Annotated in this window: 15 protein-coding genes and 1 pseudogene; 8 read left to right on the forward strand and 8 right to left on the reverse strand. The window is 72.4% G+C overall.

All coding sequences use genetic code 11. The features are described 5' to 3' along the window. Nucleotides 1-33: 33 nt before the first annotated feature. On the reverse strand, nt 34-489 hold the full coding sequence (locus tag KPL60_RS02800) for an MFS transporter (protein WP_226364805.1): 456 nt from the start codon (nt 487-489) through the stop codon (nt 34-36). 34 nt (nt 490-523) lie between these two features. Continuing rightward, nucleotides 524-1,342, reverse strand: coding sequence for an SDR family oxidoreductase (locus tag KPL60_RS02805; RefSeq protein ID WP_226364806.1), 819 nt, complete (start codon nt 1,340-1,342; stop codon nt 524-526). Between the two features lie 191 nt (nt 1,343-1,533). On the opposite strand from KPL60_RS02805, the gene KPL60_RS02810 reads away from it, so the two are divergent. After that, nucleotides 1,534-2,256 (forward strand): hypothetical protein, encoded by a 723-nt coding sequence (locus KPL60_RS02810; protein WP_226364807.1) that lies wholly within the window; start codon nt 1,534-1,536, stop codon nt 2,254-2,256. Nucleotides 2,257-2,293: 37 nt separating this feature from the next. Continuing rightward, nucleotides 2,294-3,004 (forward strand): class I SAM-dependent methyltransferase, encoded by a 711-nt coding sequence (locus KPL60_RS02815; protein WP_226364808.1) that lies wholly within the window; start codon nt 2,294-2,296, stop codon nt 3,002-3,004. Nucleotides 3,005-3,159: 155 nt separating this feature from the next. On the opposite strand, the gene KPL60_RS34440 is transcribed toward KPL60_RS02815, so the two are convergent. The 3 genes from KPL60_RS34440 to KPL60_RS34445 form a co-directional block, all read right to left on the reverse strand. Then, complete coding sequence (locus KPL60_RS34440; protein ID WP_308016632.1) at nt 3,160-3,861, reverse strand: Lsr2 family protein; 702 nt, start codon at nt 3,859-3,861, stop codon at nt 3,160-3,162. A gap of 176 nt (nt 3,862-4,037) precedes the next feature. Then, nucleotides 4,038-4,610 carry a Fic family protein gene (locus KPL60_RS02825; protein ID WP_226364804.1) on the reverse strand — a complete coding sequence of 191 codons (573 nt, stop codon included), beginning with the start codon at nt 4,608-4,610 and terminating at the stop codon, nt 4,038-4,040. After that, on the reverse strand, nt 4,607-4,924 hold the full coding sequence (locus tag KPL60_RS34445; RefSeq protein ID WP_226364803.1) for a type II toxin-antitoxin system Phd/YefM family antitoxin: 318 nt from the start codon (nt 4,922-4,924) through the stop codon (nt 4,607-4,609). Before KPL60_RS34445 ends, KPL60_RS02825 begins: the two co-directional genes overlap by 4 nt. Before the next feature lie 176 nt (nt 4,925-5,100). On the opposite strand from KPL60_RS34445, the pseudogene KPL60_RS02835 reads away from it, so the two are divergent. Next, a pseudogene (locus tag KPL60_RS02835) lies at nt 5,101-6,364 on the forward strand (IS256 family transposase). 652 nt (nt 6,365-7,016) lie between these two features. On the opposite strand, the gene KPL60_RS02840 reads toward KPL60_RS02835, so the two are convergent. From KPL60_RS02840 to KPL60_RS02850, 3 genes are read right to left on the reverse strand one after another with little or no spacing between them, the layout of a single operon-like run. Next, on the reverse strand, nt 7,017-7,808 hold the full coding sequence (locus KPL60_RS02840) for an ABC transporter ATP-binding protein (protein WP_226364809.1): 792 nt from the start codon (nt 7,806-7,808) through the stop codon (nt 7,017-7,019). After that, nucleotides 7,805-8,932 carry an iron ABC transporter permease gene (locus KPL60_RS02845; protein ID WP_226364810.1) on the reverse strand — a complete coding sequence of 376 codons (1,128 nt, stop codon included), beginning with the start codon at nt 8,930-8,932 and terminating at the stop codon, nt 7,805-7,807. Before KPL60_RS02845 ends, KPL60_RS02840 begins: the two co-directional genes overlap by 4 nt. Beyond that, nucleotides 8,929-9,744 carry an ABC transporter substrate-binding protein gene (locus tag KPL60_RS02850; protein WP_226364811.1) on the reverse strand — a complete coding sequence of 272 codons (816 nt, stop codon included), beginning with the start codon at nt 9,742-9,744 and terminating at the stop codon, nt 8,929-8,931. Before KPL60_RS02850 ends, KPL60_RS02845 begins: the two co-directional genes overlap by 4 nt. A 63-nt stretch (nt 9,745-9,807) precedes the next feature. On the opposite strand from KPL60_RS02850, the gene KPL60_RS02855 reads away from it, so the two are divergent. From KPL60_RS02855 to KPL60_RS02875, 5 genes are all read left to right on the forward strand, one after another. Beyond that, nucleotides 9,808-10,110, forward strand: a complete 303-nt coding sequence (locus KPL60_RS02855; RefSeq protein WP_226364812.1) for a hypothetical protein — start codon at nt 9,808-9,810, stop codon at nt 10,108-10,110. Between the two features lie 37 nt (nt 10,111-10,147). Continuing rightward, nucleotides 10,148-11,518: an MFS transporter gene (locus tag KPL60_RS02860; RefSeq protein ID WP_226364813.1), complete on the forward strand. Its 1,371-nt coding sequence runs from the start codon at nt 10,148-10,150 to the stop codon at nt 11,516-11,518. Further along, a complete protein-coding gene (asnB, locus tag KPL60_RS02865; RefSeq protein ID WP_226364814.1) occupies nt 11,518-13,359 on the forward strand; it encodes an asparagine synthase (glutamine-hydrolyzing) in 1,842 nt (613 codons plus the stop codon). The genes KPL60_RS02860 and asnB overlap by 1 nt, the downstream gene beginning before the upstream one ends. A gap of 10 nt (nt 13,360-13,369) precedes the next feature. Then, nucleotides 13,370-14,614, forward strand: a complete 1,245-nt coding sequence (locus KPL60_RS02870) for a cytochrome P450 (protein ID WP_226364815.1) — start codon at nt 13,370-13,372, stop codon at nt 14,612-14,614. A gap of 59 nt (nt 14,615-14,673) precedes the next feature. Next, nucleotides 14,674-15,173: L-tyrosine/L-tryptophan isonitrile synthase family protein (locus KPL60_RS02875; protein ID WP_226364816.1), on the forward strand; the 500-nt coding region annotated here is incomplete at its 3' end.

The raw sequence follows: 15,173 nt of genomic DNA on the forward strand, positions 1-15,173 counted from the left end.
CGCCGAGGATCGGCCCAGCACCGCGAGCGAGCCTCAGTACACCGCTCCGAAGACTCGAGCGACGCCGCGGCGCTCGGCCTCCGGGAACTCGACCTGGAAGATCCGAGTGCCTGGGTGAGGATCAGCGACCCTGCCAGCGCCTGAGCGACCCGGCCCCGCGACCAGGATCTCGGCGGTCGGAGCGAGTGCGCAGACCGCCGAGGTGACGACGAAGCCGAGAATGCCGATCTGGACGGCCAGCCGCCGACCGATGCGATCGCCGATCCGCCCGGCCGTGATCAGGGTGAGTGCGAAGGTCAGCGTGTAGGCGGCGGTGATCCATTGCAGGACGGTGCTGCCGGCGCCCAGGTCACGTTCCATGTCCGGGAGGGCGACGATCACGATGGTCGTATCCAGGATGTCCATCGCCACGGCGACCAGAACGAAGGCAGCGGCAGTCCGGCGACGCGGGTCTGGCTTCGCCGGGCCGGCAGATCGGAGATCGGTCATGGGACGGTTCTCCCGAGTCGCGTTCGGTCGGATGTCAGACGAATTCCGGAGCCCGTTCGACGGCCCACTGCCGGTAGCCGGTCGGCCGGGTGCGGGGGCGCAGGACCTGGCCGTGCTCCGCGGTCCAGCCGGTGGCCTCGACGGCGACCTGCGCGACGTCTGCGGGGAGCACCTCGGCCAGCGCCTCGCGGGCCCGGTCGGGTCCGGTCGCCGCGACCGGGATCGGCCGGCCTGCGGCCCGCGCCAGGATCGCGGCACGATCGACCGGGCTGAGCAGGTCAGGGCCGGTCAGCTCGACCACCGGTGGGGTTCCGACCGCGACGAGGGCGTCGGTCACGGTGGCGGCGACGTCGTCAGTGTGGACCGGGGCGACGGCGACGTCCGGCCAGGCCAGCGGCAGCTCCCCGAACCGGGCGAGCAGCCCGGCCCAGGCCAGGTCGTTGTCCATGAACGCGCCGGGGCGGATCGCGGTGACCGACAATGAGCGGGCGTGCAGCGCATCCTCGCAACGCCGGTGCAGCGGCCCGGTAGCGACGTCGCCGTCCGCGCCGGCGAGCAGTGAGGAGAGTACGACGACCCGTGGCGCGCCGGCATCGGCGAGCCCGTCGGCTGCCCGGTCCACCGCCTCGGGAACCGGGAACAGGTAGACCGCGGTGGTGCCCTCCGCCGCGGTCCGGACGGCCTCGCGGTCGTTCAGGTCCCCGCGCCGGATCTCGACGTCCGCCGGTAGCCCGGATTCGTCCGAGCCCCGGACCAGGGCACGGACCGGATGCCCGAGACGTAACAGGCGGGTGACCACGCGCCTGCCGACGTCCCCGGTCGCGCCGGTGACCAAGATCGGTGCGGAGCTCATGCTATTTACGCTACCACGAGAAGATACTTCCCAAGAGAAGTCTATTTGCCCTGGACAGCGCCTCGAGTGCGCGCTGCGAGCGTCGGCGACGAGGCTGGCCGGTGAAAGGGATGCCCATGCGCTCCGTCGTACCCCGACTACACCTGTTCGAGTTCGAGGACCAGTCGTGGTTCCCAAGCCGGCTACGGGACATGACCACCGACTTCCTCCAGGAAGCGCTCGTCCTGCGGCACCGCTTCTATGCGCCGGTCACGCCGGTGCTGGCAGGTTTGGTGCGGCGGACCGGCCAGCGGCGGGTCATTGACCTGTGCTCCGGCGCGTCGGGCCCGTGGGAGCACCTCAAGCCCGAGCTGCAGCAGGACGCAGGTCCGGTCGAGCTGGTGTTCACCGACCGCTTCCCTAACCGTCGCGCGCTGCAGGGCGCCTGCGATCGCATCGGTGATGGCCGCACCCACGTGCACCCCGACCCGGTCGATGCCACCGCGGTCCCCGAGGGGCAGGACGGCATCCGCACCGTCTTCACCGCCTTCCATCACTTCCCGCCGGACGTGGCCCGGGCCGTGCTCGCCGACGCATTCACCCGACGTGCACCGCTGTGCGTCGCCGAGTCCTCCGAACGCCGGTGGCCATCGCTGCTGGCGACGCTGCTCGCGCCGATGCTGGTCGTCGGCCACGTCCTGCGAAACCCGACCCCTCTGCGGCTGCTCTGCACCGTCCTCGGGGTACTACCGCTCGTGGTGACGTGGGACGGGCTGGTCTCAGCCCTGCGCACCTATGACGGCGCCGACCTGGCCTCGCTGACCGCGGGACTGTCCGCGCCCGACTACCGCTGGTGGACCGAGCGGATCGCGCCGGGCGGCCCGGCGCCACCGGTCCTGCTCCTGATCGGCGAGCCGGTGTCCGCGACCGACTGACCCACCCGCCCCGCCGTCACCGAGACCGGAGGTACCGATGTTCACCGACAACCACGCAGACGTCTACGAGACGATCTACCGTAGCCGCGGCAAGGATTGGGAGCAGGAGGCCCTCGATGTCGTCGCGGAAATCACCGCCGAGCGCCCCGAGATCACCAGCCTGCTCGACGTCGCCTGCGGGACCGGGATCCACCTCGAACAGTTCCGCCGGCTCGTCGAGCACTGCGAGGGCATCGAGATCGCGGAACCGATGATCGCGCTGGCTGCCGAGCGAGTCCCGGGCGTCCCGCTGCACCGCGGGGGTATGCGCTCCTTCCGCCTCGATCGCCGCTTCGACGCCGTGACCTGCATGTTCTGCTCGATCGGCTACCTCGACACAGTCGCCGACATGCGTGCTGCCGTCGCGACGATGGCCGGGCACCTGGTGCCCGGCGGTGTGCTCGTGATCGAGCCCTGGTGGTTCCCCGAGCGATTCATCGACGGTTACGTGGCCGGTGACCTCAGCCGCGGCCCGGACCGAACCATCACCCGAGTCTCCCACTCCACGCTGGTCGACGGGAAGACCCGCATGGAGTTGCGGTTCGTCGTCGCCGACGAGACCGGCATCTCCGACTTCACCGAGATCGAGATCCTCAGCCTGTGGCCGGAGCAGGCCTACCGCGAAGCGCTGGCCGACGCCGGATGCTCGGTGCGCTACGTACCAGGCGGGCCGACCGGGCGTGGCCTGTTCGTAGGTGTGCGGAGCTGAGGCTCTGGGAGCCGTCGGACAAGCCAGGGATGCTCGCGATCACGCGTCCGCGGAGCGGTGCAGCGTGCTGGATGAGCGACAGACACGCGGAGGCAGACCGCTCCACGGTGTTGCGGCTCCTCGGCCGAGCACCGCGGATATAGACCTGTGCGGGACTACCCGCTGAACTGGGCGGTCTGTGGCCGTGTCGTCGGCGCGGCCTTCTCCGGTACGGACGTCGAGGTGTCCGAGCCGTGTTCGCGGTAGGCCTCGACGACCTCGGCGGGGATGCGGCCCCGCTCGGAGACGGCGTATCCGTTCTCCCGCGCCCACACACGCACCGCCTGGCTGTGGCGCCGAGCCTCGGTCGAGCCTGCCGCCGCGGCCGCCTCGCGACGTCGTGCGACCCGGCCGCCTCCTGCGGTCCGTGCGGCGGACACGAACGGGGCGAGCTTGTCCCGGAACGTCGCGGCGTTGGTCGCATTGAGGTCGATCTCGAACAGCTTCCCGTCGACGGCGAAAGCGACGGTCTCATCAGCGGCCGCGCCGTCGAGGTCGTCGATGAGCTGTACCGTTTCGATTCGCGCCACTGTGTCACCCTCTGCTGTATTGATACTTGCGGCCGAGGGTAGTGCATGCTCTACGAGAGACATGTCTTCCCCCGGATTATCAATACTGTCGGTCAGCGTGGTGGTGATGGCCCGGGCGGTGGCGCTTCCTGGGTGGTAGGCGAGGTAGGTGGCCAGGACCCGCAGGGCGGTCAGGGCCTCGTTCTCCCGTTCGACCCACTCGATTCGGCGGGCATCGCGTGCGTTGCGGAATGCTGATTGCAGCTGACGGGACAGGGCGGTTCCTGCCACGATGACGGGGTCTGACATCGCGATCCTCTCGCACAGCGCCGGGGAAACGGACTCAGTGTGCGACAGGGGACCGACAATTCTTCAGCCCACTCGGCCAGACGCGGCGGACACACCGGCAGGAACGCCTTGCCGACTCCGGCACACACGGCACACCCCCTCGAGAAGCCGGACCGACGTCGAGACGGAGGCGCTGCTCAGCTGTCGGTGGAGGCCGGCCGTGACTGGGGTGGCTGGCGGAGTGGCCTGACGAGGTGGGCGAGCATGGTGTGCAGGGCGGAGCTGTCACCGGCCAGCGAGAGCGCGGAGGCTCGGTTGTTCTCGGCCGGGTCCATCGTGGTCCAGCGCAGCTCGTAGCCCGCGTCGTGGGCGAGCTGGGCCAGGAACGCCCGCTGGGTGCGTCCGTTGCCCTCCCGGAACGGGTGCAGGGCGTTGATGTCGCCCAGCAGTTCGGCCAGGCCGGTGACGAAGCCGTCGAGGTCACGCCCGCGCAGCACCTGCTGGGCCTGCAGGCGGGTGAAGATGTCGTCGGCGAAGGTTTCGAGGTGGTGGGGCAGGCAGAACAGCTGTCCCTTGCCGATGGACACGGTGCGCAGCTGCCCGGCCCAGTCGTAGAGGTCGCTGAAGATGTAGTGGTGGAAATCCTGCAGGTGGTCCAGGTCGTAGCGCCCGGTGAGCTCGGCCTCGGCCTGGGCGAGCTCGGCCGGGTCGGAGATGCCCAGCCGGTTCCGCAGGACACCGGTGTCGAGGTAGGGGTCCGGGCCGGTCAACGGCGGTAACGGGCCAGGACACGCTCACGGGCCTCGTCGGTGCTCAGCGAACCCGCCGCGACACCGTCGAGCAACGCCAGGCTCTGCGCGCTGGGCTCGAGGCCCTCCGCGCGCACCGAGGCGAGCGCCTCGTCGACATCAGCGCGCCGCTGAGCCGCTCCGACGAGCTGCTCGTAACGGGCCACCGACATCACCACCGCCTCGGGCTTGCGATGCGCACCCACGAAGACGGGCTCCGCATCCGGGTCCTGCACCCGCTTCAACGTCGCCGCCAACGCCGTACGAAACTCCCGGAACGACAACACCTCAGGCACCCACACACCTCACAGCGTACCCGAACGCGTACACATCCGAGTACGCAACGGCTTCTCGGTCTCAGCCCCCGCGAGCGCGAAGACGACAGTGGCGCACGGTCGCGTCGTGCGGGACTGTCCGGTCTTGGGTGTAACTGGTCCGACACGCCGAGCGCAGCTCGGCGGGAGGAGCTGTCATGACCGACACGATCGAGCCTGTGCCGAATCGGATTGATCAGCAGCAGTTGGCCCCGCAACTCGTCGAGGCCGCTCGCGCCGAGGGCGTCGAGCTCGTCGGTCCAGGCGGCCTGTTGTCCGGGCTGACGAAGACGGTCCTGGAGACCGCGCTCGAGGCCGAGATGACCGAGCACCTGGGCTATGAGCACCACGACCCGACCGGGCGTGACGGCGGGAACTCACGCAACGGCACACGCTCGAAGACGGTCCTGACCGAGATCGGCCCGGTCGAGATCGACGTGCCCCGCGACCGGGACGCCAGCTTCGCACCGGCCATTGTGTGCAAGCGCCAACGCCGTCTGGACGGGATCGATGAGATCGTTCTGTCGCTGACCGCCCGCGGGCTGACCACGGGCGAGGTCGCGGCGCACTTCGACGAGGTCTACGGCGCGAAGGTCAGCAAGGACACGATCTCGCGGATCACCGACAAGGTGGTCGAGGAGATGACCGAGTGGCAGAACCGGCCCGCTCGACCCGGTCTATCCGGTGATCTTCATCGACGCGATCCATGTGAAGATTCGCGACGGGAAGGTCGCCAACCGGCCGTTCTACGTGGTCATCGGGGTCACGGTGGACGGGCGCAGAGACATCCTCGGGATCTGGGCCGGGGAGGGCGGGGAGGGCGCGAAGTTCTGGCTGGCCGTACTCACCGAGATCAAGAACCGCGGCACCGCCGACGTGTGCATCGCCGTCTGCGACGGCCTGACCGGGCTCGGCGAGGCGATCACCACGGTCTGGCCGGCCACGGTGGTCCAGACCTGCATCCTGCACCTGATCCGCAACACCTTCCGCTACGCGTCGCGCCGCGACTGGGAAGCCATGGCCAAAGATCTGCGGCCGGTCTACACCGCGCCCACCGAGGCGGCCGCGAACGCCCGCTACGACGAGTTCGCCGAACGCTGGGTCGGCCAGTATCCGGCGATCGGCGCGCTCTGGGCGCGCGCGTGGTCGGAGTTCGTGCCCTTCCTCGACTACGACGTCGAGATCCGCCGCGTCATCTGCAGCACCAACGCGATCGAGTCGCTCAACGCGCGCTACCGGCGCGCGGTCCGAGCCCGAGGCCACTTCCCAACCGAGCAGGCCGCGCTCAAGTGTCTCTACCTGGTCACCCGCTCATTGGACCCGACCGGGAAAGGCCGGGCCCGGTGGTCGATGCGGTGGAAGCCGGCGCTGAACGCGTTCGCGATCACCTTCGAAGGCCGTATCGTCCCCGGCACCATCTGATATCCATCAACGCCGGTTACACCGTTGATCGGACACTCCCCTGTCCAGCCCGACCGGCGGACCGACCCTGCTACGGGTCGAGCTGCCCATCACATGACCCACTGGGCGCGTTGATGTGGAGCCTCCTGGCCACGCGGGTCTGGACCTGCTGCTGGGTCGTTCGGGCGAGTGCTGCGACTGTATCCGGCGCAGCACCCGCGGCGGCCTCGGCGAGGCGGCGGTAGGCCTCCTCGGTGTCGCCGGGCAACGGTCCGTTCATCGCTCGTGCGTTCCGGGAACCGACCGGTCGATGCGGACGACCTGTGCGGTGTGAGCTGTTGCGAGCGTTGCCGGGAGGCAGTGTCCGCGTCGCTCGCCGGGGAGGACCGGCCGCAGGACTCCTTCGTTCTCGACCATCTCCGCCGATGTCCGGACTGCCAGGTGGTCGCGGATCGGCTGACGCAGCTGCGCGAGGTGCTCCGGTGTCAGGAACCGGTGTCCGGGGTGGACCTGCTGGCCGGGCTGCTGGTGGCTCGCGCCGGTGGGGTACGCGCCTCCCGCCCCTGCTGTGCCGGGGTGGGCGCGGTCCTCTACGTGCTCGGCAACGCGGCGTGCGGCTGTATACCGGGGTGCGCCTCTGTGGCTGCCAGGACGGCGCCCGGTGCAGGTGCGGTCACGAGGTGGACTGACCGGCGTCCAGCTCGCGCAGCAGTACCCGGGGCGCCCCGGTCACGGGGTCCGCGACGATCGAGCCGTCGACCCGGAAGTGCGCCGCGAGCAGCCCGGGGGTCAACACCTCGGTCGGTGTGCCCAGTGCCGCGATGCGGCCCGCGGACAGCACGGCGACCAGGTCGGCGTACTGGGCGGCGAGGTCGAGGGAGTGCAGCGCGGCGATAACGGTGATCCCGAGGTCCCTGGCCAGCCGCAGGACTCCGAGCTGGTGGCGGGGGTCGAGGTGGTTGGTGGGCTCGTCGAGCACCAGGACCCGGGGCTGCTGGGCCAGCGCGCGGGCGAGGAGCACCCGTTGGCGCTCCCCGCCGGACAGCTCCGACAGCGGACGGGCGGAGAACGCGGTACAGCCGGTGCGTTCCAGCGCGTCGGCGACGACGGCGGCGTCGCCGGGGCCGGGACGCCCGAACGTGCTCAGGTGCGGGGAGCGACCGAGCATCACGGCCTCCCACGCGGTGAAGTCGAACCCGCCGGGGTCGTCCTGGGAGAGCACCCCGACCGCGCGGGCGTTGTCGCGGTGCGGCATCGCGGCCAGGTCGTCGTCGCCGAGCAGTAGATGCCCGCGCAGCGGCTTGAGCACCCGGTAGAGGCTCTTGAGCAGGGTGGACTTGCCCGATCCGTTGGGCCCGACGAGGGCGAGCACCGCGCCGTCGGGGACGGTCAGGGTGGCGTCGTGCACGACCGGGTCCCCGCCGTGGCCGACGCTGACGCCGTCGATCACGAGCCGGGAGCTCACACCCCCACCGCCCCGGTCGCGCTGCGGCGCAGCACGTAGAGGAAGAAGGGCACGCCGATCGCGGCGGTGAGGATGCCGATCGGGAGTTCGGTCGGGGCGAGCACGAGACGGGCGGCGGTGTCGGACCAGACGACGACCAGCGCGCCGAGCAGCACGCACACCGGCAGGGTGCGGCGGTGGTCGGCGCCGAACAGCAGCCGGGCCAGGTTCGGCACGACCAGCCCGACGAACCCGATGCTGCCCGACACCGCGACGACCGCCCCGGTGAGCAGCCCGGTGAGGACGAACAGCGCCGCTCGCAGCCGGGTCGGGTCGGTACCGAGCGCCGAGGCCGCGTCCTCGCCGAGTACGAGCAGGTTGACCCGGTTCGCCTGCCACCACAGCGGGACCAGCAGCACCCCGACCACCGCTGCGGACAACCCGAGCAGGTCCCAGCGGGCCCCGGCCAGGCTTCCGAGCATCCAGAACAGGACCTGCTGCTGGGCATCGGTGTTGCGGGTGCGCAGCAGCAGGAACGAGGTGACGCCACCGAGTAGCTGCCCGACCGCGACGCCGGCGAGCACCATTCGGGTCGCGTGCAGCCGTCCACGGACCCGGGACAGGACGAAGACGCCCACCCCGGTCAGCATCGCACCGGCGAACGCGGCGGCGGGCAGGGTGAACAGCCCGGCCGTCGCGGTCCCGATCGTGGTGATGACCAGGACGGCGCCGACCGAGGCACCCGACGACAGCCCCAGGATGTAGGGGTCGCCGATCGGGTTGCGGACCAGCGCCTGCACCAGCAGCCCGGCGACGGCCAGCCCCGCCCCGACGACGACGCCGAGCAGCACCCGCGGGGTACGCAGCTCCCAGACGATGAAGTCCTCGGCCCGGTCGATCCCGGAGGAGCCCCCGGCCAGGTGGGCCGTCACGGCGTCGAGCACCCTGCCGGGCGGGATCGACACGGGGCCGAGCCCGATCGCCACGACGACCGAGGCCAGCAGGGCGAGCAGCAGCCCGGCGAGCACCGCCGCCGGCGGGACCCGGCCGAGCAGGCCGCCGGTCGCGGGAGCCGGGTACGGCAGGGTTAAGCCCGGACCTCCGGAGGGCCTGCCGGTCCGCGCGGTCTCGTCGTGGGTGGTCATCCGGTGCCGTGGATGCCCTTGGCGATCGTGGCGACGGCCTGCCCGTTGAGCACGCTGGGGGACAGGGTGATCGACTGTGGGACGGTGACCAGCCGGTTCTCGCGGACTGCGGTCGTCGAGGCGAGGACGGGACTGGACCGGATGGCCGCGGTCAGCTCGGCGTCGCTCTGCGGGGAGAACCCGGTGATCACGACGATCGCCTGCGGGTCGAGCGCGGCGACCTGCTCGGCGGACAGGCTCGCGAAGTCGCCGTCCTGGTCGGCGGCGATGTTCTGCCCGCCGGCGAGGGTGATGATGGCGTTGGCGAGGCCGGAGCCGCCCTGGGTCATCAGCGGCTGGGCGGTCTGCGGGGCAGAAGACAGCGCCAGCACCCGGACCGGCGCGGCGCCGGGGGCGGGTGCCGCCGCGGCAACCTGGGCCCTGATCCGGTCGACCAGCTGCGTGCCCCGCTCCTGTGCGCCGAACACGGTCGCGACCTTCCGGATGAACGCGTAGGTCTCGTCGATGTCCTGCACCGGCGAGCGTGCGTCCTCGCAGGCCACCAGGCTGGCGGCGCCGGCCTGCCGCAGCCGCTCCACCGAGGGGGTGCCGTCGAAACCGCCGAAGCTGTAGCTGGAGATCCCGACGACGAGGTCGGGCTTCGCCGCGACGACCGACTCGGTGGTGCCGTGTCCGGGGTCCAGCACCGGGATCGAGTCGAGCTCGGTCCGCTCGGCGCCGGTGAAGGTCGCGAAGAAGTCCGGGGCGGCGGTACCGACGATCCGTTCACGTTGGCCGAGCTCGTTCAGGATCGCGGCGGCCCCGCCGTCCATCGTGACCACGCGCCGGGGCGGGGCCGCGAGCTGCGGGGTCGGGGGACAGGGGGGTGCAGCCGGATGACCGGCACCGCCCGCCGACGAACCGCCCCCGTCCCCACCCTCGTGACCTGCGTGGCCGGCGGCCGGTGCGCCGCTGCCGCACCCGGCCAGCAGGAGGACCGCGGCGGCGAGGGCGGCCACTGCCGTCGTGATCGTCCGTCGGTGTCGTCGCACCCGCACACGTCCTTCATGCCGTACTCGTCCTGGACACCTCACCAGTCGGCGGCCGCGGTCGATCAGTTCCTCCGGTCGTCGTCACGACGTGTGACGTGGATCGCGCCGTTCGGCCGTATCGCCCGGGAACTCGACCACGTGTGGTGACGACTCGTCACTCGACGGTGTGGCGATCGGAGGTGGAGTGGTCGAGGACGGAACGGCGTCGGAGCCGGCCGGGCAGGTGCGTGACGACCGGGCCGCGGTCGCGATGGCGGGCCTGCTGTCGTTCACGGCGATGTTCGACATGAACGTCGTCACCGTGGCCCTGCCGCGGATCGCGGAGGGATTCGGCGCCGATCCCCGGACGGTCCAGTGGGTCGTGCTGGCGTATGCGATCCCGGCCGTGGCGCTGCTGCTGCCGGCGGGGCGGTGGCTGGACCGGGTCGCCGTGCGACCCGCGCTGCTCACCGCCGTCGGTGTCTTCGCCGCCGCGAACCTCACGGCCGTGGTCGCGCCGTCGCTGCCGGTGCTGGTCGGGCTGCGCGTCCTGCAGGGTGCCGGCGGCGCGGTGCTGATGGTGCTCATGCCGGTGCTCGCGGTGGCCGCGGTCGCCCCGCAGCGCCGGGGCCGCGCGATGGCGGTGCCCGCGACGGCCGGACCGGTCGGCGGGGTGCTGGGACCCGCGGTGGGCGGGCCGACGATCGAGCTGGTCGGCTGGCGCGTCGCGTTCGTCCCCGCCGTACTGGTGTCACTGGTCGCCGTCGTGCTGGTCCGCCGCTCGCGGATCGTCGCCGGGGTGCTCGCCGGGCCGGACCGGGCGGGCATCGCCGACGCCTCGCTGCTCGTCGCCGGTCTCGGACTCGTGTGTGCGGTCGGCACCGGTCTCCTCGCCGGCACAGCGGTGGTCTCCGCGGCGGTCGTGGTCGCGGTCGCTGCGCTCACTGCGTGGGGTGCGCGGCCCGGGGCCCGTTCGGTCGCCGCGGCGCTGCGACCGCGTGGCGCCGCGCCGGCCGCGGCCGTGGCGCTGCTCGCCGGGGCGTTCGCGGCCGCCTCGTACCTGGTCGCCGTCGGACTGCAGGCCGGGGGCTCCGGGCCCGCCGCCGCCGGGTTCGTGCTGCTGGCGTTCCCGCTGGGGATGGTCGTGGCCGGGCCGCCCGCGGGGCGGCTCGCCGACCGCTTCTCCCCGCGCGCGGTGGCGGTCGCGGGTGTCGCCCTCGCCGCGGTCGGCTTCGCGCTGCTCGCCGCGTTGCCCGACGGGGAGTGGACCCCGGTCGACGTCGCCTGGCGGGTGGCGCTGGCCGGGCTGGGGACCGGCCTCTACGGCGGCCCCACGCAGGTGCTCGTCCTCGCCGGGGCCGCGCGGGAGCGGATGGCGACGGCCGGAGCCGGCGTGCAGTGCGCCCGCGCGCTCGGTTTCGCGGTCGGCCCTGCCGCCGCGGGGCTCGCCTGGAACACCGAGGGCACGGTGCTCGCGACCCGTCCCGCCCTGATCGTCGCGGCCGTCGCGGCCGTCGTCGCCGCGTTGCTGCTGATCGGGCACCGCGGCCGTCCCACCACCGAGGAGAACACCTGATGTGTGGCATCGCCGGCCTGGCCGAGCCCGTCCCCGTCGCCGACCCGGCGGGTCTGCGGGAGATCGCCGAGGCCATGACCGCGACCCAGATCCCGCGCGGGCCCGACGCGGGCGGGGTCTGGCACGACGAGCGGGCCGCGCTCGGGCACCGCCGCCTGGCCGTGATCGACATCGACGGCGGTGTGCAGCCGATGCTCGCGGGCAGCGAGGGGACCCGCACCGTCCTGTCCTACTCCGGCGAGGTCTACAACCACCACGAGCTGCGCGCCGAGCTCCGCTCGCGCGACCACCGGTTCGACACCCGCAGCGACACCGAGGTCGTCCTCGCCGCCTACCGCGAGTGGGGGATCGCCGCGCTGGACCGGCTGGAGGGGATGTTCGCCTTCGCGGTCTGGGACCAGCCGACCGGGCGGCTCGTGCTGGGCCGCGACCGGCTCGGTGTCAAGCCGCTGTACTGGGCGCGGACCCCGACCGGCGGCGTCGCGTTCGGCTCCGAACCGAAGGCGCTGTTCGCCCACCCCGGCGTCGACCCGGTCGTCGACGTCGAGAGCCTGCGCGAGGGCTACTCGCTGCTGTTCTCGACCTGGCCCGGCGTCTACGCCGACGTGCACGAGGTCGAGCCGGGCGGCTGGCTGGTCGCCGACACCGACGGCGTCCGCACCGGCCGCTACTGGGAGCTGGAGCTGCACGAGCACACCGACACCTCCGAGGCGACGGCCGAGCGGGTCGCCGCGCTCGTCGAGCGGGCCGCGCGGTCCCGGCTGGAGGCCGATGTCGAGATCTGCAGCCTGCTCTCGGGCGGGCTGGACTCCTCGGTGGTGACCGCGTTCGCCGCCGCGGAGCTGCGCGACCGCCGCGGACCCGACGCGGTCCTGCGCTCCTACGCGGTCGACTACGCCGACCAGGCGCGGGAGTTCACCGGCGACGTGCTGCGTACCGGGCACGACACCCCCTACGCGGCCGAGGCCGGGGCGCACATCGGCACCGACCACTCGGTCACCGTGCTCGACCCGGCGGCGCTGCTCGACCTGGAACACCGGCGCGCCGTCGTCGCGGCCCGGGACTCACCGATCGGTGTCGGTGACATGGACACCTCGCTCTACCTGCTGTTCGGCCGGATCCGCGAGCACTCGACGGTGGCGCTGTCCGGGGAGGCCGCCGACGAGGTCTTCGGCGGCTACCCCTGGTTCCACGCCGAGCGCCCGCGGGCCGCGGCGACGTTCCCGTGGTTGCTGGTCACCGGCGACGACGCGGCCGTCCCGCTGCACCCCGACCTCGCCGCCGCCATGCGGATCACCGAGTTCCGCGCCGACACCTACGCCGACGCGCTCACCGCCGTCCCGCACCACGACGACGAGTCACCCGAGCAGCGCCGCTCCCGGGAGCTGCAGCACCTGTCGCTCACCCGGTGGGTGCGCCAGCTCCTGCACCGCAAGGACCGGCTGTCGATGGCGCACGGGCTGGAGGTCCGCGTGCCCTACTGCGACCACCGTCTCGTCGAGTACGCGTTCTCGGTCCCGTGGAGCGAACAGACCCGTGACGGACGGGAGAAGTCGCTGCTGCGCAACGCCGCGGCGAAGCACCTGCCCGAGTCGGTGCTGTGGCGGGCCAAGAACCACTACCCGGCCACCCACGACCCCGGCTACAACGCCGGGCTGCAGCAGCTCGCCCGCACCTGCCTGGAGACCGAGCGGGTCACCGACGTCGTGGACCGCACCCGGATCGACCCGCTGCTCGACGCGCCCGCCGAGGGCCTCGACTGGGGCACCCGGCTGCGCCTGGAGCGGGTCGTCGACCTCGCCCTGTGGCTCGAGCACGCCCGTCCCGAACTGCGGATCTGAGAGGACCCCGATGACCGCCCCCGAGACCGAGCCGGTCCCGCTCGTCGGACCGGACTACAAGCGCGACCCCTACCCGCTCTACGCCGAGCTGCGCGGGCGCTGCCCGGTCCACCGGGTGGCGTTCCCGTCCGGTGTGCACGCCTGGCTGGTGACCGGCTACGACGCCGCCCACGCCACCCTGAACGACCGGCGTCTGGGCAAGGACCACCGCCTGGGCAACGACGGGTGGCGGGCCCGGGCGTCGATCATGCCCGAACCGCAGCACTCCCAGCTGCAGGTCCACCTGCTGCACCAGGACCCACCCACCCACACCGTCATGCGACGGCTGGTGACCGAGTCCTTCACCCCGCGGGCAGCCGAGGAGCTGCGCCCCCGGCTGCAGGAGTTCGCCGACCGGCTCGCCAACGACCTGACGGTCACCGACGGGCCGGTGGACCTGGTCGGCGGGTTCGCCGCCCACTTCCCCTTCGCCGCGCTGGCCCTGGCGATCGGGCTGCCCGAGGAGCTGGCGGCGGGGTTCCGGCGGGAGTGGGGCGGCGTCGTCGCCCCGGTCGGGCCGACCGACCCGCGCCGCGCCCACTACGAAGGGCTGCTGCACGGGCTCCAGGACTACATCGCCCGTGTCGTCGACGGCGTCCGTGACCTGCCCGGCGACGGGCTGCTCACCCGCCTCGTCGCGGCCCGCGACGCCGGCGACCTCACCGCGGAGCAGCTCGACTCCATGGTGTTCCAGCTGCTGGTCGCCGGGCAGGAGCCGGTGACCAACCAGATCACCACCGCACTGGTCGCGCTGCTGCACCGCCCCGACGAGCTCGACCGCCTCGCCGCCGACCCGGAGCGGCTGCCCCGTGCGGTGGAGGAGCTGCTGCGCTACGACAGCGCGTTCGAGCTCACCACCTGGCGGTTCCTCGCCGAGACCGACGATCTGCACGGCTGCGAGGTCCCCGCCGGGGACTCGGTGATCGTGTCGCTGTGCGCGGCCAACCGCGACCCGAGCCGCTTCGACCGAGCCGACGAGCTGGTGCTCGACCGCAGCCCCAACCCGCATCTCGCGTTCGGACACGGCATCCACTTCTGTCCCGGTGCCGCACTGGCCCGCGTCGAGCTGCAGGTCGCGTTGGGCACCCTGCTCGCCCGGCTGCCCGGCATGCGGTTCGCCACCGATACCGCCGCACTCGACTGGACCCCGGCCGTGCTGGGCCGCGGTGTCCGCGCACTGCCCGTGACCCACGACGCGTCGTCGCACGCCCGCTGACCCGACCGACACCCACCACGCCGTCGCCATCCCGTGGCGACCCGCCGATCGGAGCATCGTTGATCACCTGTGTTCCGGACCCGGTCGCCGACCGGACCCGCGTCGACGCCGTCGTCGAGGACGTCCTCGACATCCTGTTGCGCCACCGGCGCGCCCCGCGCGACGAGCCGGCGCCCGACCGCTCCGCCTTCGCCCCTCAGCGCGCCCAGATCCGGGCCGCCGTCACCGCCGGTACACCACTGCGGCTGGTGCTACCGGCGTTCCCCTGCAAGTCCCCGAACCCGGCCAAGGTGCTCGGCAGGCTCCCCGACGCCGGGGAGCGGCTGTCGCTGCACCACCTCGACAGGGTCCGCGCCGAGATCGCCGCCGTGCACGAGCCCGGTGCGCGCGTGCTCGTCTGCTCCGACGGACACGTCTTCGCGGACCTCATCGGTGTCCCCGACCCGCACGTCGACGAGTACGGCGCCCCCCTGCGCGCACTCGCGGCCGCCGAGCGGCTGCCCGGGTTCGAGTTCTTCGATCTCTCGCACGCCTACCCCGGGTACGGCCACGACGAGCG

Source organism: Pseudonocardia sp. ICBG162 (assembly GCF_020496225.1).
In the GTDB taxonomy this organism is placed as follows: domain Bacteria; phylum Actinomycetota; class Actinomycetes; order Mycobacteriales; family Pseudonocardiaceae; genus Pseudonocardia; species Pseudonocardia alni.